We start from the raw sequence: 24,631 nt of genomic DNA, 5'->3' as shown, positions 1-24,631 counted from the left end.
AGGTGGGGATCACACAACACACCCGGTTCGACGTGTGGGTATTGCCACACCATGGGTGAGCGGTCCTGCCGCTAGTGTCTGTCCGCTACCTACAAAAGCCCCGGAGGACCCATGGCGTTCGGCTGGATCGACGAGCAGGCGGAGCTGCGCCGCCGCGCCGGACTCGTACGGACCCTGCGCCCCCGCCCCGCCGACTCACCGCTCCTCGACCTCGCCAGCAACGACTACCTGGGCCTGGCCCGGCATCCCGAGGTGACGGAGGGGGCGGCGCGGGCCGCGCGGGCGTGGGGCGGTGGCGCGACCGGGTCCCGGCTCGTCACCGGTACGACGGAGCTGCACGCCGACCTGGAGCGCGAGCTGGCCGACTTCTGCGGCTTCGAGGCGGCGCTGGTCTTCTCCTCCGGCTACGCGGCCAACCTCGCCGCGGTCACCGCGCTCGCGCCGCACGGCTCCCTGATCGTGTCCGACGCGGGCAACCACGCCTCGCTCATCGACGGCTGCCGACTCGCCCGCGGCACCACCCAGGTCGTCGCGCACGCCGAGCCGGACGCGGTGCGCAAGGCGCTCGACACGCACGACGGCCCCGCGGTCGCCGTGTCCGACACCGTCTTCTCGGTCGACGGCGACGCCGCCCCGCTGGCCGGGCTCGCGCGGGCGTGCCGGGAGCACGGTGCGGGCCTGGTGGTCGACGACGCGCACGGCCTCGGCGTGCTCGGCGCCGGCGGCCGCGGCGCCCCGCACGCGGCGGGGCTCGCGGGCGCCGACGACGTCGTCGTGACGGTCACGCTGTCCAAGTCGCTCGGCAGTCAGGGCGGTGCCGTGCTCGGCCCCGCCCGGGTGATCGACCATCTGGTCAACGCGGCCCGGACGTTCATCTTCGACACGGGCCTCGCGCCCGCGGCGGCGGGCGCCGCGCTCGCGGCACTGAGACTGCTGCGCCGTGAACCGGAGCGTGCCGCGCGGGCCCGCGCGGTCGCGGGCGACCTGCACACCCGGCTGACGGCCGCGGGTCTGGAAGCCGTGCGTCCGGACGCCGCGGTCGTCTCCGTGCGTGCGCCCTCCCCGGAGGAGGCCGTCGCGTGGGCGGCCGACTGCCGAGCGGCAGGATTCGCCGTGGGCTGCTTCCGTCCTCCTTCCGTTCCCGACGGCATCTCACGGCTGAGGCTCACCGCCCGCGCGGACCTCTCCGAGGGGCAGATCGAACGCGCTGTTCAGGTCATCGGCGAGACACGACCATGAGTCGGCGTGACACGGCCGTGCGCCAGGGCGGTCAGATTCGGTCAGGTTCGGTCAGGACTGGAATGCGGCCGTGAAGCCCGCCCAGCTCTCGGGGGAGAAGAGCAGCGCGGGTCCGGCCGGGTTCTTGGAGTCGCGTACGGCCAGCAGTCCGGTCCAGGGGCCGGAGCGTGTCCGTGCCGTCTCGACGCAGTTGTTCGCTCCCGTGCTGTAGCTGCTGCGCAGCCACCGAACACCGAGCAGATCGGTACTGGAAGGTACGTTCCGAGGCATTGCGGTCATGGTGCCTCCTTACGCGCCGCCACCCAGCGCGGCGATGTAATCCAACGATTCCTCGGGCGAAAGGGCGTGGATCCGAAGGGCGTTGAAGGCCTCCGTGTAAGCCCGGAGGTCTTCTTTCCGTTCGAGGTAGAGGCTACTCGTCAAGTGGTCGAGAACAACCACATCCAGATCAGAAGTGCGCGAAAATGAGAAGATAACGAAAGGCCCGGTGATGCCGATATGCTCCCCGGCCGCGAACGGCAGTACCTGCAACCGGACATGGGGCAGCCGCGCCGCCTCCGTCAGCCGCACCAGCTGCCGCGCCATCACCTCGGGCCCGCCGATCTCCCGGCGCAGCACCGCCTCGTCCAGCACCGCGCTCAGTCGCAGCGGCGGATCGGCGTGCAGCACGTCCTGCCTGGCCAGCCGCACGGCCACCAGTGCGTCGAGCCGCTCGTCGTCGGCACCGGCCTCGTCGGTGAGTCCGCTCACCGCGGCCCGGGTCACCGCCCGGGCGTACTCGGGCGTCTGGAGCAACCCGGGCACCACGGAGGTCTCCAGCGTGCGCATCGCGCTCGCCTGTGACTCCAGGCTGATGAAGTCCCGGTACGTCGGCGGCAGTACGCCGCGGTACGCGTGCCACCAGTGATGTCGGCCGCCTCCCTCGTCGGAGCCCGCCAACACCTCCAGCAACTCCCGCAGTCGGGAGTCCTTCACGCCGTACGCGTCCAGCAGCAACCGCACATCGGCCGGTTTCACCCCGCTGGAGCCTGTCTCGATCCGGCTCACCTTGGACTGGTGCCAGCCCACCAGCCGGGCCGCCTCACCGCTGGTGAGCCCCGCCCCGGTACGCAACGCGCGCAGTTCTGCGCCCAGTTTCCGGCGGCGCACCGCGGGCCCGTGCTGCATGGGGAACTCCTTACTCCAACCGGGCCGCCCAAATACGCTCTGCCGTCGCAGAGTTCACCGCATCGAGCGACAGATATATGCATATCTTGGTGGATCGCCACCTCTGGCGGGGGCGGTAATGGCAGTCTGACGACGAAGCACCAGTCCGGGACCGTACTCGAACCATCCGCTCCGTGTCGGACTGCGGTCCCGTGGGAAAGGGACGACGTCGCCATGGCAGATCATCTGGAAGCATCCGTCACTCTGCCGAGCGATCCCGCCTCGGTCTCCGCGGCCCGCACCTACGTGGTCACCACCCTCGCGGAGTGGGGGCTGCCACCGGACACCGAAGCGGCCGACACGATCCGGCTGATCGTCTCCGAACTCACCACCAACGCCGTGCAGCACACCCTCGGGCAGTCACCCACGTTCCGGGTGGACATCGAGCTGGACCGTGACGAACATCTGCGCATCGGCGTGACCGACAGCCACCCGCGCTTCCCCAAGCGGCTGCCGGCCGCCGTCCAGCAGGACAACGGCCGGGGCCTGGTCATCATCCGCTGGCTGACCGCCGAGTGCGGCGGCAAGCTGAGAGTGCGGCCCACCCGCGAGGGCGGCAAGACCATCTCCATCGAGCTGCCGTGGACCGTCCCGGCGGCCCGGGTGCCGGCCGCGGGGCAGCAGGAGCCCTGACCGTCAGGCCCGCGGCGGCTGCTGCCCGGCGCGTCCGAACGTGCCACGCAGCAGGGCCCGGAAGGCGTCCGCGGCGGGCGCCGCCTCGGCGCCGCGGAAGGCGACCGAGATCGTACGGCGCAGTCCGCCCTCCTCCAGCGCGCGCACCCCCACCGGAGTGACCGACGTCCGCGCCACCATCTCCGGTACGACGGCCACCCCGAGCCCCGCACTGGCCAGCGCACACACCAGCAGGTACCCCGGAGTCGGCACCAGGACCGAGGGCGTGGCCCCGGCCCTCGCCAGCACCGCCTCCACACCCCGCCGTGCCGGAGCGTCCGGGGCCATGCTGATCAGCGGCTGACCGGCGAGCTCGGCCAGGGGCAGCCGAGCGGTCCCACTCGTGAGGGCGTGGCCCGGAGCGGACACCAGGACCAGCTCCTCGACGAGGATCGGCTCGATGTCGACGGAGGACGGCAGCGGCACCGGATCGCCAGGCTCGTAGGCGTGTGTCAGCGCCAGATCGACCTCCCCGGCCGCCACGGCGGTGACACCGGCCGACGGCTCGTAGTCGGTGACGGTCAGTTCCACGTCCGGATGCGCGCGGCGGAAGGCGCTCAGGGCCGGGGGCAGCAGATGGATACCGGCGGTCTGGAAGGTGGCCAACCGGAGGGTGCCGCCCGACAGTCCGGTCAGCCGGGCCAGTTCATGGCGTGCCCGCTCCAGTTCGTCGAGCACGCGCCGGGCCCGCGTGACCAGCAGCTCGCCCGCCCCCGTGAGCCGCGCCCCGCGGTGGTGCCGTACCAGAAGAGCGGTGCCCGCCTCGCGTTCCAGCTTGGCCAGTTGCTGGGAGAGCGCGGGTGTGGTGTAGCCCAGGCGTTCGGCCGCCCGGGTGATCGAACCCGCCTCCGAGACCGCCACCAACGCGGCGAGCCGGTTCGGGTCGTACACGCGGGCCCCTGTCTGCCTTAAGGAACGCTTCAGGTGCCCCCAGAATATTCGACATACCTGCTGAAGGCTTCCGCACGGCACGCTGACGTCATGGACGCGCAGCTCATCGCCTTCACCGGGGTCTCCGCCGGCCTGGTCGCCATGCCCGGGGCGGACTTCACCGTCGTCGTACGCAACGCCCTCGTCTCCCGAAAGGCCGGCATCGTCTGTGCGCTCGGGATCGGGGCCGGACTGCTGGTCCATGTGACGCTGGCGGTGGTGGGCGTCGCCGCGGTCCTGGCGGCGGTTCCGGCGCTGTTCCGGGCCCTCCAGGTGGTCGGCGGCGCCTATGTGCTGTACCTGGGCGTCCAGACGCTCAGGCAGCCGCACACCGACGTGGCCGACCAGCCTGAGGACTCCACCCTGCGGCCGCTGCGGCAGGGCTTCGTGACCAACGCCCTCAACCCGAAGGCGTCCCTGACCTTCCTCAGTGTGCTGCCGCAGTTCGTGCCCGCGGGCGCTGCGGCGCTGCCCCGGACCCTGCTGCTCGCCCTGATCGTCCTCGCGATCGCGCTGGTGTGGTTCCAGGTCGTCGCCCTGCTGGTGGACCGGCTGGGCCGGTGGCTGCGCAGGCCGCGCGTCGCCCGGGCGGTCACGGTCGGCACGGGCGCCGCGTTGACGGTCTTCGGCCTGGCGCTGCTCGCGGGGCCGCTGTCGGCCCTCTGAGGCCCCAGGGGCGGTGACGGCGCGTCAGGGCCGCCCTCACCGCCCCCGGGGAGGTCACTTGACCCGGCCGTACCAGACGCTCCTGGTCCAGATCTTCTGCAGCCGCACGACGTCCCCGCTCTTCGGGGAGTGCCAGATCTTTCCCTTCCCGGCGTAGATACCGACGTGGTAGACGTTCGACCCCGAGTGGAAGAACACCAGGTCCCCGGCCTTGCGGTTCTGCGCTGAGATGTGGCGGGTCTTGTTGTACTGCTGGGCCGCCGTACGGGGCAGCTTCTTGCCCGCCTTCTTGTACGAGTACAGCGTGAGCCCTGAGCAGTCGAACCTGTGCGGTCCGGTGGCGCCCCACTTGTACGGGGAGCCCTTCTTGGAGGCCGCGACCTGAAGTGCCTTCGTCGCCGGCGTCGCGGCTTCGGCCTCGGAGGCGAAGCCGGGGGCGACCACGGTGCCACCCACCGCGGCGAGCGTGAGGGCCGAGGCCGTACCGGCCCGGGCCATGAGCGACGGGACCCGATTGAGCGCAGTCATGCGCAACCCTTCGTCAGCCGCCTGTGAAGGATGACCTGTCGGATTCGGGCTGGCGAAGTTGCCCGGCCGCGTTGCCACGGCTTCACCCCAAGGGCTGCTCGGCTCGAACGAACGTCCGCTCCGGCGACCCGTCTTGCTTGGGTCCTCCACTCCTGCCGATCCACTCCTGTCGACCGGTCATCCGGGCGGCGGCAGGACTCGGCGTCCGCCCGGACCGCCCCGCCGCGGTGGCGGGGGCTTGTCGTCAGACAGGGATCTTGACGCACGGATGAACGAAAAGCCCAACGGAACCGGGGATTTGTGGTGTTACTCACCACTCACCCGTTCGGGTGGACACCCTCGTGTCGGGCTGGGTGTCCAGATGCCCGAGGAGCCTCGGACCAGGGACGGAGCGCCCAATTCCACCTTGTGCCGATGGCCGTTGCGCAACCTTGAGGGGTGCGCAAAAGGACACGCGGCTACGCCGAAAGGGGGTACGCCGTTCGGTCCGTTTCAGCACGGGTCCGGACGACTCGTCGGCGCACCGGGACGTCCGGAACCGGTCTGGACGGCTCGTCAACTGTCGGAGCGCGGCGGCACCGTGACGCGAGCCGTGCGGCGTTCTCCGTCCAGCACGCGCAGCGCGCGCGCCAGCGTGGGCGCGTGCAGCTCCGTCTCGCCCCGCTGGTGCATCAGCGCCAGCGCGTCCCGCAACGCGGCCGCCTTGGCCACCAGCGCCTGGGCGGCGCGCAGTCCGCGGTAGGTGTCACCGTGGTGGGCCGGATTGATCCGGCCCAGCAGGTCGGCCACATCGAGGTAACGGTCGATCAACTCGCCCTCGGCGCGCGTCAGCGCGGGCAGGGGCGGCAACTCGGGTGGGAGCACCGGCCGGTCACCTCCCTGTCGGTGGGGCGAGGGTGGCCTTGCGGCTCGGGATGATCCGGTCCACCAGCCCGTACTCCAGCGCCTCCCGCGCGTCGAGGATCTTGTCCCGCTCGATGTCCGCGGCCACCTGCTCGCGACTGCGCCCGGTGTGCTCGGCGAGCATCCCCTCCAGACGGGCCCGAACGCGCGTCAGTTCCTCGGCCTGGATGGCCAGATCGCTCGCCTGGCCCTGCACGGGCTCGGGCAGTGCCGGCTGGTGGATCACCACGCGGGCGCCCGGCAGCGCGAACCGCTTCCCCGGTGTGCCCGCCGCCAGCAGCACGGCGCTCGTCGAACCGGCCTGCCCCAGGCAGATCGTCTCCACGTCGCAGGTGACGTACTTCATCGTGTCGTAGACCGCCGACATGGCGCTGAACGAGCCGCCGGGCGAGTTGATGTACAGCGAGATGTCCTGATCGGGGTCCTTGTGCTCCAGGTACATGAACTGGGCCATCACGTCGTTCGCCGAGATGTCGTCGATCGGGGTGCCGAGGAAGACGATCCGCTCCTCCAGCAGCTTCGCGTACGGGTCCTGGGTCCTGATGCCGGAACTCGTGCGCTCGGTGAACTCGGGCAGGACGTAACGGGCGGACGGTCGGGTCATGGTTCACGCTCCCTTGCCGGGGTGCCTGTAAAAAATGTACAGGACGTACATGACGTAATGTGGGGAGCATGGCCTACGAGATTCCGGTGACGCAAGCCAGGGCTGAGCTCGCCGAACTGATCAATCGCGTGGTGTACGGCGGTGAGCGCGTCGTCGTGACCCGCCACGGAAAGCCCCTCGTCGCCCTCGTCTCCGCCTCTGACCTCGAACGGCTCGAGAAACTCGGGGAGCCCGCGGACCTGGCCGGGGAGCATGTGGTCAGCACCGTCTCCGGCGTCCGCGAGGTGGCCTCCGCTCCCCGCGAACGGCAGCGGTTCGGAATCGCGGCCGAGCATCGCGGGCCGGGTTCCTCGTAGGGCGGTCCTCGCACCCCTCAAGACGAAGAAAGACCGTGCCCCCGTCCGCTGCGGCGGGGTGCACGGTCGTTCGGGTGCGGCCGGAGCGTCAGCCGACAGCGGCCATCTCCCTCTCGCCCGCTGGTGCGGCGCTCTTCTCGCGTGCCTTGAGCGCGCTCCCCAGCAGGACGGCGCCCAGGCCCAGCGCAGCCCACCAGATGAGTGTCAGGACCGGGCCCATCGCCGCCGCGCCGTCGAAGAAGGCCACCGACCGCAGCAGGCTCGTACCCGCGCCCGGCGGCAGCCACTGGCCGATCGTGCCGGCCGGCTCGGGCAGGAGCTGCGGGGCCGAGGCGGCCCCGGAGAAGGGGTTTCCGAACAGCATGACGACGCCCGCCGCGATCCCCGCGCCCGCGGGACCGACAAGCGCGGCGAGCCCCGCGACGCCGGCGCTCACCGCCAGGGACGTCAGTGCGAGCACCCCGGCCTCCGCCCACCAGTTTCCGGTGAGGACCTCCAGCCAGCTGTGCGCCAGGGCGGTCGTGATCACGCCGATCAGGGCCGCGGCGCCGAGCAGGGCGCTCATCGCACGCATCCCGCGCAGCCCGAGCAGGGTCACCGCCGCGCCCGCCGCGATACCGGCCAGGGCGAGCGGCAGCACGCTGGACGTCAGGGCCGCGCCGCGCGGGTCGCTCTCGGGGGCGGGCACGACGTCGACCGTCTCGACCGGGGTCCCCTCGGCCGCGGCCCGCTGAGCCACCGCCTGCTGGAGCAGCTGGGCGACGGCCGGGCTCGCGGCCGACGCGGTCAGCAGCTTCGGGCCCTCGGGGGTCGCGACGACCGCGCCGTACACGGTCCGGTCCGCTATGGCCTCCCGGGCGGCGGCCTCGTCGGCGTAGCGGTGGATCTCGAAGGTGCCGTCGCGCTGGGCGAGCCGGTGCTCCACCCGGGTCGCCGCGGTGTCCGGGCCGGCCACTCCGAGCGGCAGGTCGCGGGGGGCGGTGCGGGCCGCGGGCCAGGCGAACGCCCACAGGGCGAGTGCGGCGAGGACGGGGACGAGCACGACCACCGCGATCAGGTGCCGGTGTCCGGTGCTGCCGGGTGCTGGGGCGGAGTGGGTGGACGACATGGTCACGACTCCAAAAAGAAGGATTGTTCGTTTTACCAACGGCTCCACCGTGCTCGCCGGATCTTCGCTTGTCAAGAAGGAATGTTCGTTTTACCATGTGACCATGGCCCGCGTATCCCAGGAACACCTCGACGCCCGCCGCCGGCAGATCCTCGACGGCGCCGCGCGCCTCTTCGCCCGCAACGGCTTCCACGCCACCTCCATGCAGGACGTGCTGAAGGAGGTCGACCTCTCCGCCGGAGCGGTGTACCGCTACTTCAGCGGCAAGGACGAACTGATCGCGGCGATCGTGAAGGACGTGCTCGGCGAGGTGCGCGCGTCCTTCGAGGAGGTCGCCCGGCAGAGCCCGCCCCCGCCGCCGGAGCTCCTGGTCACAGCGGTCCTCGGTCGCACGCTCGGCGTCTACTCGGCCCTCGGCGACGACGGGGGATCGGTCTTCCCGCCGCTGGTCATCCAGGTCTGGGCGGAGACCGTGCGGAACAAGGAACTGGCCCTTGTCCTGGCGGACGTCTACACGACCCTGCGCGAGGCGTGGGTCAGGGCCGTCGAGGCCTACCAGGACGCCGGGATGATGCCGCCGGACATCCCCGCCGACCATGTGGCGCGCACCATGATCGCCACCGTGCAGGGGTTCATCGCCCAGCAGGCCCTGTTCGGGCCGGCGCCGGTCGAGGTCCTCCAGGACGGCCTGCGGGCCCTGACGGGAATGCGGGCCGCGGAGCCGGGGCCCTGCGGGGATCACAGCTCGGTTAACTTGCCCGAAACGCGGTCCAACTAGCCTGCCCATCCACGCCACCAGGCACTTTGCCCCGTGGCCGCGGCAACCGGACCCCGCACGGTCCGGAGCGAGGACTGTGAGGTGGGACGTGCAACTGACCCCGCACGAGCAAGAGAGGCTGCTCATCCACGTGGCGGCCGACGTGGCCGACAAGCGCCGGGCCCGCGGGCTCAAGCTGAACCACCCCGAAGCGGTCGCCCTGATCACCTCGCACATCCTCGAAGGCGCGCGGGACGGCCGCAGCGTCGCCGAGCTGATGTCCTCCGGACGCAAGCTGCTCACCCGGGACGACGTCATGGAGGGTGTCCCGGAGATGATCCACGACGTCCAGGTCGAGGCGACCTTCCCGGACGGCACCAAGCTGGTCACCGTCCATGACCCGATCGTCTGAGGGGCCTCGATGATTCCCGGAGAGATCCTCTTCGCCGACGGCCCGATCGCCTACAACACGGGCCGCGACGCCACCCGCCTCACCGTCCTCAACGCCGCCGACCGGCCGGTCCAGGTCGGCTCTCACTACCACTTCGCCGAGGCCAACCCCGGACTGGACTTCGACCGCGCCGCGGCCCGCGGCAAGCGGCTCAACATCGCAGCCGGCACCGCCGTGCGCTTCGAGCCCGGGATCCCCGTCGACGTCGAACTCGTCCCGCTCACCGGTGCCCGCGTCGTGCCCGGACTGCGTGGCGAGACCGGAGGTGCCCTCGATGCCTGAGATCTCCCGTGCCGCGTACGCCGACCTGTTCGGACCGACCACCGGTGACCGCATCCGGCTCGCCGACACCGATCTGCTGGTCGAGATCGAGGAGGACCGTTCCGGCGGGCCCGGACTCGCCGGGGACGAGGCGGTGTTCGGCGGCGGCAAGGTCATCCGCGAGTCCATGGGCCAGTCGCGTGCCACGCGCGCGGACGGCACCCCCGACACCGTTGTCACCGGCGTCGTGATCATCGACCACTGGGGCATCGTCAAGGCCGACGTCGGCATCCGCGACGGCCGGATCACCGGCATCGGCAAGGCGGGCAACCCCGACACGATGGACGGGGTGCACCCGGACCTCGTCATCGGCCCCGAGACCGAGATCATCGCCGGCAACGGACGCATCCTCACCGCCGGCGCCATCGACGCGCACGTCCACTTCATCTGCCCCCAGATCGCCGACGAGGCGCTGGCGGCGGGCATCACGACACTGGTGGGCGGCGGCACCGGACCGGCCGAGGGCTCGAAGGCGACGACCGTGACGCCCGGCCCGTGGCATCTGGCGCGGATGCTGGAGGCGATGGAGCAGTACCCGCTCAACATCGGGTTCCTCGGCAAGGGCAACACCGTCTCCCACGAGGCGATGCTGTCGCAGATCCGCGGCGGCGCGCTCGGCCTGAAGCTGCACGAGGACTGGGGCTCGACCCCGGCCGTCATCGACGCCTCGCTCACCGTCGCCGAACAGACCGGCATCCAGGTCGCGATCCACACGGACACGCTCAACGAGGCCGGATTCGTCGGCGACACGCTCGCCGCGATCGCGGGCCGCGGCATTCACGCGTACCACACCGAGGGCGCCGGCGGCGGGCACGCACCGGACATCATGACCGTCGTCTCCGAGCCGCACGTGCTGCCGAGCTCGACGAACCCGACGCGGCCGTTCACCGTCAACACCGCCGAGGAACACCTCGACATGCTGATGGTCTGCCACCACCTCAACCCCGCGGTGCCGGAGGACCTCGCCTTCGCCGAGTCGCGGATCCGGCCCTCGACCATCGGCGCGGAGGACGTCCTGCACGACCTGGGCGCGATCTCGATCATCTCGTCCGACTCGCAGGCCATGGGACGTGTCGGTGAGGTCGTCATGCGGACCTGGCAGACGGCCCATGTCATGAAGCGGCGCCGCGGCGCCCTGCCCGGCGACGGGCGGGCCGACAACCAGCGGGTGCGCCGCTACGTCGCCAAGTACACGATCAACCCGGCGCTCGCCCAGGGCCTGGCCCGGGAGATCGGGTCGGTGGAGAGCGGGAAGCTGGCCGACCTGGTGCTGTGGGAACCGGCGTTCTTCGGGGTCAAGCCGCAGCTCGTCATCAAGGGCGGCCAGATCGCGTACGCGCAGATGGGCGACGCCAACGCCTCGATCCCGACGCCTCAGCCGATCCTGCCCCGGCCGATGTACGGGGCGATCGGGCGGGCACCGGCCGCCAACTCCGTCAACTTCGTCGCCCCGCTGGCGATCGAGGACGGGCTGCCGGAGCGGCTCCAGCTCGGGAAGCGGTTCATGGCCATCGAGTCGACGCGTGGGGTCACCAAGGCCGACATGCGGCAGAACGACGCGCGGCCCGACGTACGGGTCGATCCCGACAGCTTCGCCGTGCACATCGACGGAGAGCTCGTCGAGGCGAGTCCGGCCGACGAACTGCCCATGGCCCAGCGGTACTTCCTCTTCTGACGGCGGGATCCATGTCACGGGCAGCACTTCTCGTCCTCGCCGACGGCCGCTTTCCCGCCGGAGGCCACGCGCACTCCGGCGGGGCCGAGGCGGCCGTCAAGGCGGGGCGCATCACCGGGGCCGCCGACCTGGAGGACTTCTGCCGGGGCCGGCTGCACACGGCGGGACTGGTCGCTGCCTCGCTCGCCGCGGCGGCGGCGCTCGGGGCCGACGCGGTGGCCCTGGACGAGGCGGCCGACGCGCGCACGCCGTCACCCGCGTTGCGGTCGGTCGCCCGGAAGCTGGGGCGGCAGCTGATGCGGGCCGCTCGGGCCACCTGGCCGTCGCAGGAACTGGACGACCTGGCTCGCCGGTTCCCCAAGGGCGCGCACCAGCCGGTGGTGCTCGGAGTCGTGGCCCGGGCCGCCGGGCTGGGGGCGGTCGACGCCGCGCACTGCGCGGCGTACGAGAGCGTGAGCGGGGCGGCGAGCGCGGTGGTACGGCTGCTGAGCCTCGATCCCTTCGACGCGACCGCCGTACTGGCCCGGCTGGGGCCGGAGACGGACCGGGTCGCGGACCGCGCGATGGAGGCGGCCCGAGGCGTCATCCTCGGTGGAGCCGACCAACTGCCCGCCGCCTCGGGGCCGTTGCTGGAGATCGGGGCGGAGGCGCACGCGGCCTGGCCGGTGCGGCTGTTCGCCTCGTAGTACACCCCGCCACTCGACTCACCGCACGTCCCACACCGAAGGAGCCGCCCATGCATCTCGACCACTCCCATGACGGGCCCGCCGCGGTCAGCGCCGACGCGCACCGGCCCGACGGCTCGCGCCGCGCCCTGCGCATCGGTCTCGGGGGCCCCGTCGGATCCGGCAAGACGGCCACCGTCGCCGCGCTCTGCCGTGCCCTGCGCGAGGAGTTGTCCCTCGCCGTCGTCACGAACGACATCTACACGCGGGAGGACGCCGAGTTCCTGCTGCGCGAGGCCGTGCTGCCGCCCGAGCGGATCACGGCCGTGGAGACCGGGGCCTGCCCGCACACGGCGATCCGGGACGACATCTCCGCGAACCTCGAAGCCGTCGAGGACCTGGAGGACGAGGTCGGTCCCCTCGACCTCATCCTGGTCGAGTCCGGCGGGGACAACCTCACCGCCACCTTCTCCAAGGGGCTCGTCGACGCGCAGATCTTCGTGATCGACGTGGCCGGCGGCGACGACATCCCGCGCAAGGGCGGGCCGGGGGTGACCACCGCCGATCTGCTCGTGATCAACAAGACCGACCTCGCGCCGTACGTCGGCTCCGACCTGGCGCGGATGGCGGCCGACGCCAAGGCGCAGCGCGCCGAGCTGCCGGTCGTGTTCCAGTCGCTCAGGAGCGAGACGCAAGTGGCGGACGTGGCCCGCTGGGTGCGGGCGCGGCTCGCCGCGTGGACGGCGTGACCGTGACCGGTGGCGTACGGGCCGTCGCGCGGATCGTCGCCCGGGACGACGGGCGGGGCGGCACGGCCCTTCCCGTCCTCGACAGCGACGGGCCGCTGGCTCTCAGACGCACCCGGGGCAGCGCCGCCGAAGCACGGGTCGTGCTCGTCGGCGCCATGAGCGGACCCCTCGGTGGCGACCACTTCACCGTCGAGGCCGAGGTGGCGGCGGGCGCCCGGCTGCGCGTCGGATCGGCCGCGGCGACCATCGCGCTGCCGGGGCAGAGCAAGAACGAGGCCCGGTACGACGTATGGCTGACCGTGGCCGACGGAGCCGAACTGCACTGGCTTCCCGAGCAGTTGATCTCCGCGCGGGGCAGCGACCTGCGGGTCACCACCCAGGTCGACGTGGCCGCGACCGGGCGGCTCGTGTTGCGTGAGGAGCAGGTGCTCGGGCGGGTGGGGGAGGAGCCGGGACGGCTCGGGAGCCGGATCCGGGTGCGTGTCGCGGACCGGCCGGTGCTCGATCAGGAGGTCGCCTGCGGGCCCGGCGCGCCGGGTGGCTGGGACGGGCCCGCGGGGCTCGGCGGGCTCCGGGCCGTCGGTCAACTCGTCGTCGTACGACCGGAGTTCGCCGACCATCCGGTGAAGGCGCGGATGCTGGGGGAGAACGCCGCCGTGATGCCGCTCGCCGGGCCCGCCGCCCTGGTGAGTGCCGTGGCGGCGGACGCGCTGCGGCTGCGCGGGCTGCTCGACGAGGCGCTGGAGTCGGTCGGCTGAGCCGGGCCCGGCCGAGCGGCACCCCTCAACGGATGGGCAGCCGCGGGAACTTGCGCTCCTTCTCCATGGACGCCTTGGCTGCGGCCTCCTCGGCCTTGGCGACGGCCGCGTACTGGTCGACGTACTCCTGCTCGGACAGCGTCAGGATGGCGTACATGATCTCGTCGGTCACGGCGCGCAGGATCGCCTTCTCGTTCTCCATGCCGGCGTACCGGGAGAAGTCGAGGGGTTTGCCGAAGCGGATGGTGACCGGGTGGATGTTCGGGATGACCTTGCCCGGTGGCTGCGCCTCGAAGGTGCCGATCATCGCGCAGGGGATGACCGGGACCCCGGCCTTGAGCGCCATCACCGCGACGCCGACCTTGCCCTTGTAGAGCCGGCCGTCGTGCGAGCGGGTGCCCTCCGGGTAGATGCCGAGGAGCTCGTCCTTGCGCAGGACCCCGAGCCCCTCGCGGATCGCCGCCTGGCCGGCCTCCTTGCCGGTGCGGTCGACCGGGATCTGGCCGGCGCTGCGGAAGAACGCTGCGGTCAGGCGTCCCTTGAGGCCGGGGCCCGTGAAGTACTCCTTCTTCGCCAGGAACGTGATGCGTCGCTTCAGCATGGCCGGCATCAGGAAGTGGTCGGAGAACGACAGGTGGTTGCCGGCGATGATCGCGGCACCCGAGTCCGGCACGTGCTCAAGACCTTCTATTCGCGGGCGGAAGAACAGTTTCAGCAGAGGCCCCAACAACACGTATTTCAGAACGTAGTAGAACAAGAGGGTCGCTCCTCACTCCGGCGGGTGGACTCGGGCCGCCGAGTTCTGGCAGGTCAACCAGCGTGCCGTGGGGCTGCCAGTGTAGGCACTGGGGTGACAGGCCGGAACCGGGTCGGATCGGACGGATGCCGACCAGAGCCGGTCTTCCTGACGAGACGTCAGTAGCCCGGTGGACGGCGTCGCTTGCGGATGGGGAGGACCGCCCGACCAGCCTGGTGTCGGCGATCGGTGTGCGGCAACCGGACGGCGGGGTTTGGCGTGATCACGGTCACCGGGTGGCAGGCGGCCCGCCCTTGCGGCGAGTCGTGGCGTCTGCTCGTTCATCACAGCCGCACGATGATCAGCGCCGTGTCGTCGGTCGCACCGCCCGGCGGCAGCAGCTCCAGCAGAACGGCGTCGGCGAGGGTCTCGGGATCGGCGGTGCGATGGCGGACGAGGGCGTCGGCGAGGCGGTCGAGGCCGGCGTCGATGTCCTCGCGGCGGCGTTCGATCAGGCCGTCCGTGTACAGCACGAGCGTGGCACCGTCGGAGTACGTGGTGGCGGCCTGCGGTCTCGGCCTCGGGTCGGGGCGGGCGTCCAGCGGGGGATCGGTGGCCATGTCCAGGAGTTCCACGCTGCCGTCGGCGTGCACCAGCAGCGGCGGCGGGTGACCGGCGCTGCTGTAGGTGATGGTGTGCGCGTCGCAGTCGATGAACGTCGTGACCGCGGTGGCCGATTCGGCGCCGTCGACCACGTGGGCGTACCGCCCCAGGACGTCGAGCGCCTGGGCCGGGCCGTCGGCGACGCGGGAGGTGGCGCTGAGCGCGCTGCGCAGCTGACCCATGACGCCGGCGGCCGGGAGCCCGTGCCCGACCACGTCGCCCACGGAGACCCCGATGCGGTTGCCGCCCACCAGGTCGATCAGGTCGTACCAGTCGCCGCACACGTTCAGCGCGCCGACGGCGGGCCGGTAGCGCACCGCCGCCCGGTGGTTGCCCACCTGCCGTCGGGCGGGCAGCATCGCCTCCTGCAGGGCCAGGGCCACCTCGCGTTCGCGGGCGTGCGCCAGCCGCAGTCGCTCGTTCAGCTCCTGCAACTCGCGGGCGCGGGTGTACAACTCGGCCTCCAGGACCCGCGCCCGGGAGTCCGTGCCCGCGCCACCGCGCAGCCGGATGAGCTCGGTGACCTCCTCCACCCGGTGCAGGATGAACGCCACCCGCCCGTCCGGGCCCTGGACGGGCGCGTTGATCGGGCTCCAGTAGCGCTCCTCCCAGTGGCCGGGACGGGCGGCGTCCTCGACGTCGTAGCGCTGCAGTGCCATGGCGTCGCGCTCACCCGTGGCCACCACGCGGAGCATCGACGCCCGGACGTCGCTCATGCCGGTGGCGTTGGGATCGTTGGGATTGTCCGGGAAGACGTCGAAGATGTACCGGCCCACCAGTTGTTCGCGGGCACGCCCGGACAGACGCTGGAAGTCCTCGTTGGCGTCGGCGTAGAACAGGTCCGGGGTCAGCAGCGCGACCATGCCGGGCAGCGCCTGGAACACCGCCTCGTAGTCGATCGCCTTGTCTTCCATGGCTTCGCCTCACTACCAGGACCCGACCAGTTTCCCACGCTCTGTGGCGTATGTACCGATGTACTACATGTGCGCCCGGACGGCAGGTCAGGGCGGAGCGCCGGTCAGGGACTGCTGGGCCCAGATGATCTTCCCCTCGGGTACGAAGCGGGTGCCCCACCGCTGGGTGAACTGGGAGACCAGCAGCAGCCCGCGGCCGCCCTCGTCGGTGGTGCGCGGATGACGCAGGTGCGGGGCGGTCGCACCGCCGTCGAACACCTCGCAGATCAGAGCGCGCTCCCTGATCAGACGCAGCCGGATGGGGCCGGTCGCGTACCTGATCGCGTTGGTGACCAGTTCGCTGACGACCAGTTCCGTGGTGAAGGCCAGGTCGTCCAGCCCCCACTCGGTCAGCTGCCGGGTGGCCGTCTTGCGCGCGTCGGCGACGGCTGCCGGGTCGGAGGGCAGGTCCCAGTCGGCGACCTGCTCGATGCCCAGGAGCCGGGTGCGGGCCATCAGCAGGGCCACGTCGTCGTGCGGGCGGTCCGGCACCAGCGCGTCGACCACGGCCCGGCAGCGCAGGTCGAGGGAGGCCGCGTGCCGCTCCAGCGCTTGCCGCAGCCGATCCCGGTCGGCGTCGACGGCCCAGGTGTCACCGCGCGCCAGCAGCCCGTCGGTGTGCAGGGCGAGCGTGCTGCCGGCGGCCAGGACCAGCTCGACCGACTCGAAGGGCGGGCCGCCCGCGCCGAGCGGCGGTCCCTGCGGAAGGTCCACGAAGGTGGCGGTGCCGTCGGGCAGCACGACGGCCGGCGCCGGATGGCCCGCCGCCGCCATGGTGCACTGCCCGTCGACCGGGTCGTAGACGACGTACACACACCCCGAACCCACGGACCCGGTCACGGCGGCCTCCTCCCCGGCCGACTCGGCACCCTCCTCACGGGCCAGTTGCGCGACCAGGTCGTCGAGGTGGGCCAGCACCTCCTCCGGCGGGAGGTCCAGCGCCGCGAGAGTCCGTACGGCGGTACGCAGCCGGCCCATCGCCGCGGCGGCGTCGATGCCGTGGCCGGGCACCTCACCCACCACCAGGGCGACACGGGCACCCGACAGCGGGATGACGTCGTACCAGTCGCCGCCGAGGCCGGTCAGCTCGTCGGCCGGCCGGTAGCAGGCGACCACCTCCAGGGCGTCCTGCTCGGGCAGCCGGTGCGGCAGCAGGCTGCGCTGCAGGACCAGGGCGGCGTCGCGTTCGCGGGTGTAGCGGCGGGCGTTGTCGACACAGACGGCGGCGCGGGAGACGAGGTCCTCGGCCAGGTTCAGGTCGTCCTGTTCGAAGGGTTCCTGGCGGTGCCGCCGGAAGAAGGTCGTCAGGCCCAGGGTGACGCCCCGGGCGCGGATCGGCACGATCATGACGCTGTGCAGGCCCAGCTCCAGGAAGATGGCGGCCTGTCCACCGTGCGCGTGCTCGGACCACGCCTCGCCCAGCGGATCGAGCCGCTCCTCCCGCCAGGCCTCGGCCGTCCTGAGGCACCGGATCGGCGGCGACCCCGCCGGATACGCGACGAGCTCGCCGACGGCGACGACGGCCTCCGGAACCCGCTCGGTGACCGACCGCTGTGCCGCGCGGCGCAGGGGCACAGGGTCCGTGCCGCTCAGCGGTCCGGCGGCCGGCTCCCCGCCGCGCAGCACCGACTCCAGCAGGTCCACGGTGACCAGGTCCGCGAGCCCGGGTACGGCCACGTCCGCCAGTTCCTGGGCGGTGCGGGTGATGTCGAGGGTGCGGCCGATGTGCTGGCCGGCCCGGTCGAGCAGGGCCAGGCGCTCCCGGCTGCGGTGCCGGTCGGAGATGTCCTCCACCGTGTAGTACACGCCCATGGGGTGTCCCTGGCCGTCGTCGAGCCGGGTGAACGACATCATGTGGGCGGTCTCGCGCAGGGGGGCTGAGCGTGCGTGGCCGATGTGCTCGTAGCCGACGATCGGTTCGCCGGTCGTCAGCACCCGCCGCATCTGCGCCTCGATGGAGCGGAAGTCCAGGCCGGGCTGGATGTCGGCGAGCCGTAGCCCGAGGCGACGGCTCGGTGGGCCGCCGCCGAACTGGGACAGGGCGGCGTTCGACCAGACGAAGCGCAGGTCCGTGTCGACGATCGCTATGCCCACGGGGGAGCGGGCGACCATCTGCTCCAGTACGGCGCGGCTCATGTCCCAACCCGGTGCGTCCGCCAGCTCGGACAGCAGCACGAGCCAGCGCGAGAACCCCTCGGCGTCACTGGCGGACGTGATCCGCACCATCAGCCTGACCAGGGAGCCGCCCTTGTGCACGGCCGTCAGCAGCCCCGCCCAGCCCCCCTCCCTGCGGCACCGCTCCATCAGCTCCGGCACCCGCCGCGCGTCCTCGGCGTCGAAGAGCTCGGCGATACTCCGACCCACCACCTCCGAGGCCGGGTACGCCAGCAGCCGGTGCGCGTCCCTGGTCCACCCCGTCACCAGACCCTGCGCGTCGAGCAGCAGGGGCGCGGCGTCCGCCACGTCGTACCCCTGCCGGGCAACGCCCTGCTCCTCGTGTGTGCCCACGGCCGACCTCTCTGTCGCTGAGAGCGGTCTACCACCTCTTGTCCCCATCTTCACCCTTCCGGTCGCCCCCGCCTCTTCGCGGGGGCCGGGAGGGGTTGCTCCACAGAGGGCAGCGCGACGCCGGGGCCCGTTCCCCGCGACGGCGGGCGGCGCTCGCGTCCCGCCCTCGGGGTGTTTCCGGTGCCTCGCCACCCTGGTCCGTGGCCGGCGGCCGGGACCGGGTCTGCTTCCGGCGTCCGGCTCGGGCCGGTCCCGGTACCCGGCCGGGCCGGTCCCGGTACCCGGTCCGGTCCGTGGCCGGCGGCCGGTGCCCGGTCTGCTCCGGGGCGCTCAGCCGGCCTGTCCGCAGCGACCGGGGCTCGGTTCGTCCCCCATCCGCCTCAGCCACCGCGACCCGGCCCGCCTCCACCAGCGCGACCCGGCCCCGCCCCCGCAACCCACCCCCGCAATCCACCCCGGCAACCCACCCCTGCAGCCCGGCCCCCGAGACGGGAGCCGGGCTGCTCGGTCCTGATGGGTGGTTACGTCGGTTACGTCAGGACCTTCTCCAGGGCGCCCAGTGCCCCTGTCAGCTCCTCCGTCGTGATCGTCAGGGGCGGGGCCAGTCGGATGGTGGAGCCGTGGGTGTCCTTGACCAGGACGCCCTCGCGCAGGAGGCGCTCCCCGAGCTCGCGGCCGGTGCCGAACTCCGGGTCGATGTCCACGCCCGCCCACAGCCCGCGCGCGCGGAAGCCGACGACGCCCTTGCCGACCAGCGCCGACAGGCCGCCCCGCAGGACCAGGCCCAGCTCGGCGGCCCGGCGCTGGAACTCACCGGTCTCCAGCAGGTCGACCACCGCCGTGCCGACCGCGGCGGCCAGCGGGTTGCCGCCGAACGTCGAGCCGTGCTCACCCGGCCGCAGCACGCCGAGGACGTCACGGCGGGCCACCACCGCCGACACCGGCACGATGCCGCCGCCCAGCGCCTTGCCCAGCAGGAGCATGTCCGGGACGACCCCGTCGTGCTCGACGGCGAGCGTACGGCCCGTACGCCCGAGGCCGGACTGGATCTCGTCCGCGATGAACAGGCAGCCCTTGCGCCGGGTCAGCTCCCGCACGCCGGCGAGATAGCCGTCGCCGGGGATGAGGACGCCCGCCTCGCCCTGGATCGGCTCCAGAAGCACCGCCGCCGTCGTCTCGTCGACGGCCGCCTCGAGTGCCGCCAGGTCGTTGTACGGCACGATCCGGAAGCCCGGCGTGAAGGGACCGAAGCCCTGCCGCGCCGTCTCGTCCGTGGAGAACGACACGATCGTCGTCGTACGGCCGTGGAAGTTCTCCGCGGCGACCACGATCGTCGCCTGATCGGCCGGGACGCCCTTCACCTCGTACGCCCACTTGCGGGCCACCTTGATGCCGGACTCGACCGCCTCGGCGCCCGTGTTCATCGGCAGCACCATGTCGAGGCCGGTCAGAGCGGCCAGCCGCTCGGCGAACTCGGCGAGGCGGTCGTTGTGGAACGCGCGGGACGTCAGGGTCAGCCGGTCCAGCTGGCGGTGCGCCGCCTCGATGAGCGCGGGGTGGCGGTGGCCGAAGTTCAGTGCCGAGTAACCGGCCAGCATGTCGAGGTAGCGGCGGCCCTCCACGTCCTCCACCCACGTGCCCTCGGCGCGGGCGACGACCACGGGCAGCGGGTGGTAGTTGTGCGCCAGGACCGGCTCCTCGGAGCGGATCAGGTCGGCGGACGAGCGGGCGGTGACGGGAGCGGTCATCAGCGGATCTCCTGGGTACAGCACTTGATGCCGCCGCCGGCCTTGCGGAACTCCGACAGGTCGACGGGGACGGGGACGTAGCCGCGGTCGGCGAGCGCGGAGGTGAGCGCCTCGGCCTGCGGGGCGATGAAGACGTGGCGGCCGTCGGACACCGAGTTCAGGCCGAATGCCATCGCGTCGTCACGGGTGGCGAGCACCGCGTGCGGGTACAGCCGTGCCAGCACCTCACGGCTGCCCGGCGAGAACGCCTCCGGGTAGTACGCGATGTTGTCGTCGTCCAGGACGAACAGCGCCGTGTCCAGGTGGTAGAAGCGCGGGTCCACCAGCGTCAGGCTGATCACCGGATGCCCGAAGAACTCCTGCACCTCGCGATGCGCCTCACGGGTGGTACGGAACCCGGTGCCGGCCAGTACGTAGCGGCCGGTCCAGACCAGATCTCCCTCGCCCTCGCACACGGCCTCGGGACGGTAGACGTCGAAGCCGGCCGTCTTGAACCAGGTGTCGTAGTGCGTGGACTCGGGGCGCCGCTCCGGCGCGTGGAAGAGCGAACCGAAGACCCGGCCGTCCACGACGACCGCCGAGTTCGCCGCGAACACCATGTCCGGCAGGCCGGGGGCAGGCTCCACCGTGTCGACGGTGTGGCCGTGGGTGCGGTAGGCGTGGATCAGTGCCTGCCACTGCTCCTGGGCGAGGTCGACGTCCACCGGGGCGTCGGGATGCATCCAGGGGTTGATCGCGTACTGCACGGCGAAGTGTCTGGGTTCGCAGACGAGATACCGCCGCCGGCGCGGCACACGGGAGTCGGACACAGAGGGGTTCCTCCGCTTCCTCGAAATGTCGACTGTGGGTTGACACCAAAGTAGGAAGTGCCGGAGACGACCGACAAGGAAAAAATATTGCGTGTCCGCGCAGGAATGCTGCGTAGTTTCTTCGGCAGACGCAGCCCTGCTGCGCCGCGAAAGGTTTACTCCGGTGCCGGCTGGCTCGCGCCCGCCTCCGGGCTCTCCGGCAGCAGATGGGACAGCACCATCACACTGATCGTCTTGCGGATGAACGGCTCGACGCGGATCCGTTCCAGCACCTCCTCGAAGTGCTCCACGTCCCGCGCCCGCACGTGCAGCAGCGCGTCCGCGCCGCCGGTCACCGTCATGGCCGCGGTGATCTCCGGATGGTTGCGCACCACCTCCGCGAGCCGCCGCGGCGGCGCCGCGCCCTCGCAGTACACCTCGACATACGCCTCCGTGCGCCAGCCCAGCGCCGACGGCTTGACCGTGGCCGTGAACCCGGTGATCACGCCCGTCTCACGCAACCGGTCCACCCGCCGCTTGACCGCCGTCGAGGACAGCCCGACGGCCGCGCCGATCTCCGCGAAACTCGTCCTGGCATTGGCCATCAACGCGGTGATGATCTTCCGGTCCAGCTCGTCGAAGGGCGCGGGCCTGCTGTTCATGGCGGCACTGTATCCAGCGCGAACGCCGATGCGTCCGCACGTGTGCAGGCGTGCGAATTGCTCCTACACTCCGGGTTCATGCTGCGCGCCCTGGCTGTCGACGACGAACGCCCCTCGCTGGAGGAGCTCCTCTACCTGCTGAAGGCGGACCCCCGCATCGGCAGCGCCGAGGGCGCCGGTGACGCGACCGAGGCGTTGCGCCGGATCAACCGCGCCCTGGAGTCCGGTCCGGGCGGGCCCGAGGCGATCGACGTCGTCTTCCTCGACATCAACATGCCCGGCCTGGACGGCCTCGACCTGGCCCGGCTGCTCACCGGCTTCGCGAGACCTCCCCTGATCGTGTTCGTCACCGCCCACGAGGACTTCGCCGTGCAGGCGTTCGACCTCAAGGCCGTCGACTACGTCCTCAAGCCGGTCCGCAAGGAACGCCTGGCCGAAGCCGTACGCCGGGTCGGCGAACTGCGCGGCAGCGCGCCCCGCATACCCGTGAGCGAGCCCGACCCCGACCAGATACCCGTGGAGCTCGGCGGAGTGACCCGCTTCGTCGCCGTCGACGACATCACGCACGTCGAGGCCCAGGGCGACTACGCCCGCCTGCACACCGACCGGGGCAGTCACCTCGTCCGCATCCCCCTGTCGACCCTGGAGGACCGCTGGCGTGCCCGCGGCTTCGTCCGCATCCACCGCCGCCACCTCGTCGCCCTGCGCCACATCGGCGAACTCCGCCTGGACGCGGGCACCGTCAGCGTCATGGTCGGCTCCGAGGAACTCCAGGTCAGCCGCCGGCACGCGCGCGAGCTGCGGGACCTGCTCATGAGGAGGACCTGACGATGCCCCCCAGCCCCGCCGAACGCCGTGTCGTCGTCACCGGACCACCCCGGCGCACCCGCCGGGTCTCCGGCTACTACCGCCCGCGCACCGAGATCGACGAGCAGACCACCCTCGGCCACACCTACGTCCGCTCCCTGATGCGCACCCAGCTGCGCACCGCCCTCGCCGTCCTCGCCGTCCTCGGTCTGCTCGTCGGCCCCCTGCCCCTGCTCTTCGCCGCGATGCCGCACGCCCGCCACCTGCAATGGGCGGTCCTCGGATTCGGCCTGTACGCCCCGCTCGTCCTGCTGGCCCGCTGGTTCGTGCGCCGCGCCGAGCGCAACGAACGGGACTTCGTCCGGCTCGTCGAGGACCGCTGAGCAGAACCCGAGCCGAGAACCCGAACCAGGAAGCCGAGACCAGGAACCGATGCGGCCGTGAACTCCAGCTACGCCGTCCCCGCCGTCGCCCTCGTCGTCCTGGCCACCGTCCTCGTCGGCGCCTTCGGCCTGCGCATCTCCCGCACCACGTCCGACTTCTACGTCGCCTCCCGCACCGTCGGCCCCCGCCTCAACGCGGCCGCGATCAGCGGCGAGTACCTCTCCGCGGCCTCCTTCCTCGGCATCGCGGGCCTGGTCCTCGTCCAGGGCCCGGACATGCTCTGGTACCCGGTCGGATACGCCGCCGGATACCTGGTCCTGCTGCTGTTCGTCGCCGCCCCGCTGCGTCGCTCGGGTGCCTACACGCTGCCCGACTTCGCCGAGGCCCGGCTGTCCTCACAGGCCGTACGGCGGCTTGCGGGCGCCTTCGTCGTCGGCACCGGCTGGCTGTACCTGCTGCCGCAGCTGCAGGGCGCCGGCCTGACACTGACCGTGCTGACGGGCGCGCCCGACGGACTCGGCGGAGTGATCGTCGCCGTCGTCGTGGTCGCCATCGTCGCCGCCGGCGGCATGCGCAGCATCACCTTCGTACAGGCCTTCCAGTACTGGCTCAAACTCACGGCCCTGCTGGTCCCCGCCCTCTTCCTGATCCTCGCCTGGCAGGGCGACGGCGCCCCCAGCCGTGCCTTCGACGAACCCGCGACCTTCCGTGAACGCAGCGTCGTCCGCGTCGACGACACCCTGGACCTCAGACTCCACCGGCCCCTGACCGTCACCGTCAGCGGCGTCGTCGACGGCCGCACCCACGACGAGGACCTGCTCCGGCTCCCCGCCGGCACCCACCGCGTCGAGGACGGCACCCGTCTCACCTTCGCCAAGGGCGCCGACGTCCCCGACCGCGACCACGGAACGGGCGGCGACCTGTCGCCCTCGCAGGCCGAGAGCCGCGGCGAACGGCCGCTGTACGCCACGTACGGCCTGATCCTCGCCACCTTCCTCGGCACCATGGGCCTGCCGCACGTCGTCGTCCGCTTCTACACCAGCCCGCACGGCGTCGCCGCCCGCCGCACCACCGTCGCCGTCCTCGGCCTGATCGGCGCCTTCTACCTGCTGCCCCCGGTCTACGGCGCCCTCGGCCGCCTCTACGCCCCCGAACTGACCCTCAGCGGCGACGCGGACGCCGCCGTACTCCTCCTGCCGCACCGCGTGATCGGCGGCCTCGGCGGCGACCTCCTCGGCGCCCTGATCGCGGGCGGCGCCTTCGCCGCGTTCCTGTCCACCGCGTCCGGCCTGACCATGGCCGTCGCGGGCGTGCTCACCCAGGACGTGCTTCCGTCCCGAGGCGTACGGCACTTCCGGCTCGGCACGGTCCTCGCCATGGCCGTCCCGCTCGCCGCGAGCGTCCTGGTCGGCGGGCTCCCGGTCGCCGACGCGGTGGGCCTCGCCTTCGCCGTGTCGGCGTCCTCCTTCTGCCCGCTGCTCGTCCTCGGCATCTGGTGGCGGCGGCTGACCCCGCCCGGCGCCGCCGCCGGGATGCTGGTGGGCGGCGGCTCGGCGCTGCTCGCCGTCGCGGGGACCATGGCGGGCCTGCCCGGCTCCGGCACGCTGCACGCGCTGCTCGCCTGGCCCGCGCTCTGGTCGGTGCCGCTGGGCTTCCTCACCATGGTGCTGGTGTCGCTGGCCACCCCGGGCCGGGTGCCGCCCGGGACGGCGGCGATCCTGGCCCGCTTCCATCTGCCGGAGGACCTGCGGGCGGAGGTGAAGGGATGACGGGACCTCTCGTCGGACGACACGT

General features: G+C 72.0%; 27 protein-coding genes and 1 riboswitch. Of the genes, 14 read left to right on the top strand and 13 right to left on the bottom strand.

The window, feature by feature from the left end:
* Positions 1 to 111 precede the first annotated feature (111 nt).
* Positions 112 to 1,239: an 8-amino-7-oxononanoate synthase gene (locus tag ACWCPI_RS17495; RefSeq protein WP_451038939.1), complete on the top strand. Its 1,128-nt coding sequence runs from the start codon at positions 112 to 114 to the stop codon at positions 1,237 to 1,239.
* Between the two features lie 51 nt (positions 1,240 to 1,290).
* On the opposite strand, the gene ACWCPI_RS17490 is transcribed toward ACWCPI_RS17495, so the two are convergent.
* On the bottom strand, positions 1,291 to 1,518 hold the full coding sequence (locus ACWCPI_RS17490; protein WP_451038938.1) for a DUF397 domain-containing protein: 228 nt from the start codon (positions 1,516 to 1,518) through the stop codon (positions 1,291 to 1,293).
* Between the two features lie 9 nt (positions 1,519 to 1,527).
* Complete coding sequence (locus ACWCPI_RS17485) at positions 1,528 to 2,406, bottom strand: helix-turn-helix domain-containing protein (protein WP_451038937.1); 879 nt, start codon at positions 2,404 to 2,406, stop codon at positions 1,528 to 1,530.
* Positions 2,407 to 2,619: 213 nt separating this feature from the next.
* Between ACWCPI_RS17485 and ACWCPI_RS17480 the strand changes: the two genes are divergently transcribed.
* On the top strand, positions 2,620 to 3,078 hold the full coding sequence (locus ACWCPI_RS17480; protein ID WP_451038936.1) for an ATP-binding protein: 459 nt from the start codon (positions 2,620 to 2,622) through the stop codon (positions 3,076 to 3,078).
* Positions 3,079 to 3,081: 3 nt separating this feature from the next.
* Here the strand turns inward: ACWCPI_RS17480 and ACWCPI_RS17475 are convergent, their stop codons facing one another.
* A complete protein-coding gene (locus tag ACWCPI_RS17475) occupies positions 3,082 to 4,008 on the bottom strand; it encodes a LysR family transcriptional regulator (RefSeq protein ID WP_451038935.1) in 927 nt (308 codons plus the stop codon).
* Positions 4,009 to 4,098: 90 nt separating this feature from the next.
* Here ACWCPI_RS17475 and ACWCPI_RS17470 point away from each other — a divergent pair, with 90 nt between their 5' ends.
* Positions 4,099 to 4,713: a LysE family translocator gene (locus tag ACWCPI_RS17470; protein WP_451038934.1), complete on the top strand. Its 615-nt coding sequence runs from the start codon at positions 4,099 to 4,101 to the stop codon at positions 4,711 to 4,713.
* Between the two features lie 54 nt (positions 4,714 to 4,767).
* Here the strand turns inward: ACWCPI_RS17470 and ACWCPI_RS17465 are convergent, their stop codons facing one another.
* The 3 genes from ACWCPI_RS17465 to ACWCPI_RS17455 all read right to left on the bottom strand — a co-directional run bounded on the left by ACWCPI_RS17465 (position 4,768) and on the right by ACWCPI_RS17455 (position 6,748).
* Entirely contained in the window at positions 4,768 to 5,241 is a 474-nt protein-coding gene (locus ACWCPI_RS17465; protein ID WP_388794219.1) for a C40 family peptidase, read from the bottom strand.
* 3 nt (positions 5,242 to 5,244) lie between these two features.
* A riboswitch (cyclic di-AMP (ydaO/yuaA leader) is annotated at positions 5,245 to 5,377 on the bottom strand.
* 419 nt (positions 5,378 to 5,796) lie between these two features.
* Positions 5,797 to 6,105: a hypothetical protein gene (locus tag ACWCPI_RS17460; RefSeq protein WP_019757034.1), complete on the bottom strand. Its 309-nt coding sequence runs from the start codon at positions 6,103 to 6,105 to the stop codon at positions 5,797 to 5,799.
* 7 nt (positions 6,106 to 6,112) lie between these two features.
* Complete coding sequence (locus ACWCPI_RS17455; protein ID WP_451038933.1) at positions 6,113 to 6,748, bottom strand: ATP-dependent Clp protease proteolytic subunit; 636 nt, start codon at positions 6,746 to 6,748, stop codon at positions 6,113 to 6,115.
* A gap of 68 nt (positions 6,749 to 6,816) precedes the next feature.
* Between ACWCPI_RS17455 and ACWCPI_RS17450 the strand changes: the two genes are divergently transcribed.
* Positions 6,817 to 7,104, top strand: coding sequence for a type II toxin-antitoxin system Phd/YefM family antitoxin (locus ACWCPI_RS17450; RefSeq protein ID WP_451038932.1), 288 nt, complete (start codon positions 6,817 to 6,819; stop codon positions 7,102 to 7,104).
* A gap of 88 nt (positions 7,105 to 7,192) precedes the next feature.
* Here ACWCPI_RS17450 and ACWCPI_RS17445 read toward each other — a convergent pair whose 3' ends face one another.
* A complete protein-coding gene (locus ACWCPI_RS17445) occupies positions 7,193 to 8,212 on the bottom strand; it encodes an ABC transporter permease (protein ID WP_451038931.1) in 1,020 nt (339 codons plus the stop codon).
* A gap of 103 nt (positions 8,213 to 8,315) precedes the next feature.
* Here ACWCPI_RS17445 and ACWCPI_RS17440 point away from each other — a divergent pair, with 103 nt between their 5' ends.
* From ACWCPI_RS17440 to ACWCPI_RS17410, 7 genes are all read left to right on the top strand, one after another.
* Entirely contained in the window at positions 8,316 to 8,990 is a 675-nt protein-coding gene (locus ACWCPI_RS17440) for a TetR/AcrR family transcriptional regulator (RefSeq protein WP_451038930.1), read from the top strand.
* Positions 8,991 to 9,078: 88 nt separating this feature from the next.
* Positions 9,079 to 9,381 carry an urease subunit gamma gene (locus tag ACWCPI_RS17435; RefSeq protein ID WP_019756640.1) on the top strand — a complete coding sequence of 101 codons (303 nt, stop codon included), beginning with the start codon at positions 9,079 to 9,081 and terminating at the stop codon, positions 9,379 to 9,381.
* A gap of 9 nt (positions 9,382 to 9,390) precedes the next feature.
* The gene (locus ACWCPI_RS17430; RefSeq protein WP_451038929.1) at positions 9,391 to 9,702 is read left to right on the top strand and encodes an urease subunit beta; all 312 of its coding nucleotides are present in this window, start codon (positions 9,391 to 9,393) and stop codon (positions 9,700 to 9,702) included.
* Complete coding sequence (locus ACWCPI_RS17425) at positions 9,695 to 11,416, top strand: urease subunit alpha (protein WP_451038928.1); 1,722 nt, start codon at positions 9,695 to 9,697, stop codon at positions 11,414 to 11,416. The genes ACWCPI_RS17430 and ACWCPI_RS17425 overlap by 8 nt, the downstream gene beginning before the upstream one ends.
* Positions 11,417 to 11,427: 11 nt before the next feature.
* Positions 11,428 to 12,102: an urease accessory protein UreF gene (locus ACWCPI_RS17420; RefSeq protein ID WP_451038927.1), complete on the top strand. Its 675-nt coding sequence runs from the start codon at positions 11,428 to 11,430 to the stop codon at positions 12,100 to 12,102.
* 50 nt (positions 12,103 to 12,152) lie between these two features.
* Complete coding sequence (ureG, locus tag ACWCPI_RS17415; protein ID WP_451038926.1) at positions 12,153 to 12,830, top strand: urease accessory protein UreG; 678 nt, start codon at positions 12,153 to 12,155, stop codon at positions 12,828 to 12,830.
* A complete protein-coding gene (locus tag ACWCPI_RS17410) occupies positions 12,818 to 13,588 on the top strand; it encodes an urease accessory protein UreD (protein ID WP_451038925.1) in 771 nt (256 codons plus the stop codon). The genes ureG and ACWCPI_RS17410 overlap by 13 nt, the downstream gene beginning before the upstream one ends.
* Positions 13,589 to 13,613: 25 nt before the next feature.
* On the opposite strand, the gene ACWCPI_RS17405 is transcribed toward ACWCPI_RS17410, so the two are convergent.
* The 6 genes from ACWCPI_RS17405 to ACWCPI_RS17380 all read right to left on the bottom strand — a co-directional run bounded on the left by ACWCPI_RS17405 (position 13,614) and on the right by ACWCPI_RS17380 (position 21,646).
* The gene (locus tag ACWCPI_RS17405; protein WP_451038924.1) at positions 13,614 to 14,345 is read right to left on the bottom strand and encodes a lysophospholipid acyltransferase family protein; all 732 of its coding nucleotides are present in this window, start codon (positions 14,343 to 14,345) and stop codon (positions 13,614 to 13,616) included.
* A gap of 323 nt (positions 14,346 to 14,668) precedes the next feature.
* On the bottom strand, positions 14,669 to 15,901 hold the full coding sequence (locus ACWCPI_RS17400) for a PP2C family protein-serine/threonine phosphatase (protein WP_451038923.1): 1,233 nt from the start codon (positions 15,899 to 15,901) through the stop codon (positions 14,669 to 14,671).
* 87 nt (positions 15,902 to 15,988) lie between these two features.
* Positions 15,989 to 18,448, bottom strand: coding sequence for a SpoIIE family protein phosphatase (locus ACWCPI_RS17395; protein WP_451038922.1), 2,460 nt, complete (start codon positions 18,446 to 18,448; stop codon positions 15,989 to 15,991).
* Positions 18,449 to 18,978: 530 nt separating this feature from the next.
* Entirely contained in the window at positions 18,979 to 20,196 is a 1,218-nt protein-coding gene (rocD, locus tag ACWCPI_RS17390) for an ornithine--oxo-acid transaminase (RefSeq protein WP_451038921.1), read from the bottom strand.
* Positions 20,196 to 21,005: a dimethylargininase gene (ddaH, locus tag ACWCPI_RS17385; RefSeq protein ID WP_388794269.1), complete on the bottom strand. Its 810-nt coding sequence runs from the start codon at positions 21,003 to 21,005 to the stop codon at positions 20,196 to 20,198. Before ddaH ends, rocD begins: the two co-directional genes overlap by 1 nt.
* A 155-nt stretch (positions 21,006 to 21,160) precedes the next feature.
* Positions 21,161 to 21,646, bottom strand: a complete 486-nt coding sequence (locus tag ACWCPI_RS17380; protein WP_356577169.1) for an Lrp/AsnC family transcriptional regulator — start codon at positions 21,644 to 21,646, stop codon at positions 21,161 to 21,163.
* 78 nt (positions 21,647 to 21,724) lie between these two features.
* Here ACWCPI_RS17380 and ACWCPI_RS17375 point away from each other — a divergent pair, with 78 nt between their 5' ends.
* From ACWCPI_RS17375 to ACWCPI_RS17365, 3 genes are read left to right on the top strand one after another with little or no spacing between them, the layout of a single operon-like run.
* Entirely contained in the window at positions 21,725 to 22,474 is a 750-nt protein-coding gene (locus ACWCPI_RS17375) for a LytR/AlgR family response regulator transcription factor (protein WP_451038920.1), read from the top strand.
* Positions 22,475 to 22,476: 2 nt separating this feature from the next.
* Positions 22,477 to 22,836, top strand: a complete 360-nt coding sequence (locus ACWCPI_RS17370; protein WP_451038919.1) for a hypothetical protein — start codon at positions 22,477 to 22,479, stop codon at positions 22,834 to 22,836.
* Positions 22,837 to 22,893: 57 nt separating this feature from the next.
* Positions 22,894 to 24,606, top strand: a complete 1,713-nt coding sequence (locus ACWCPI_RS17365; RefSeq protein ID WP_451038918.1) for a sodium/solute symporter — start codon at positions 22,894 to 22,896, stop codon at positions 24,604 to 24,606.
* The last annotated feature ends 25 nt before the right edge of the window (positions 24,607 to 24,631 follow it).

The organism is Streptomyces sp. NPDC001920, assembly GCF_053594495.1.
The sequence above is the reverse complement of the archived record's forward strand: the minus strand, read 5'-3'. Positions and strand labels throughout refer to the sequence as shown.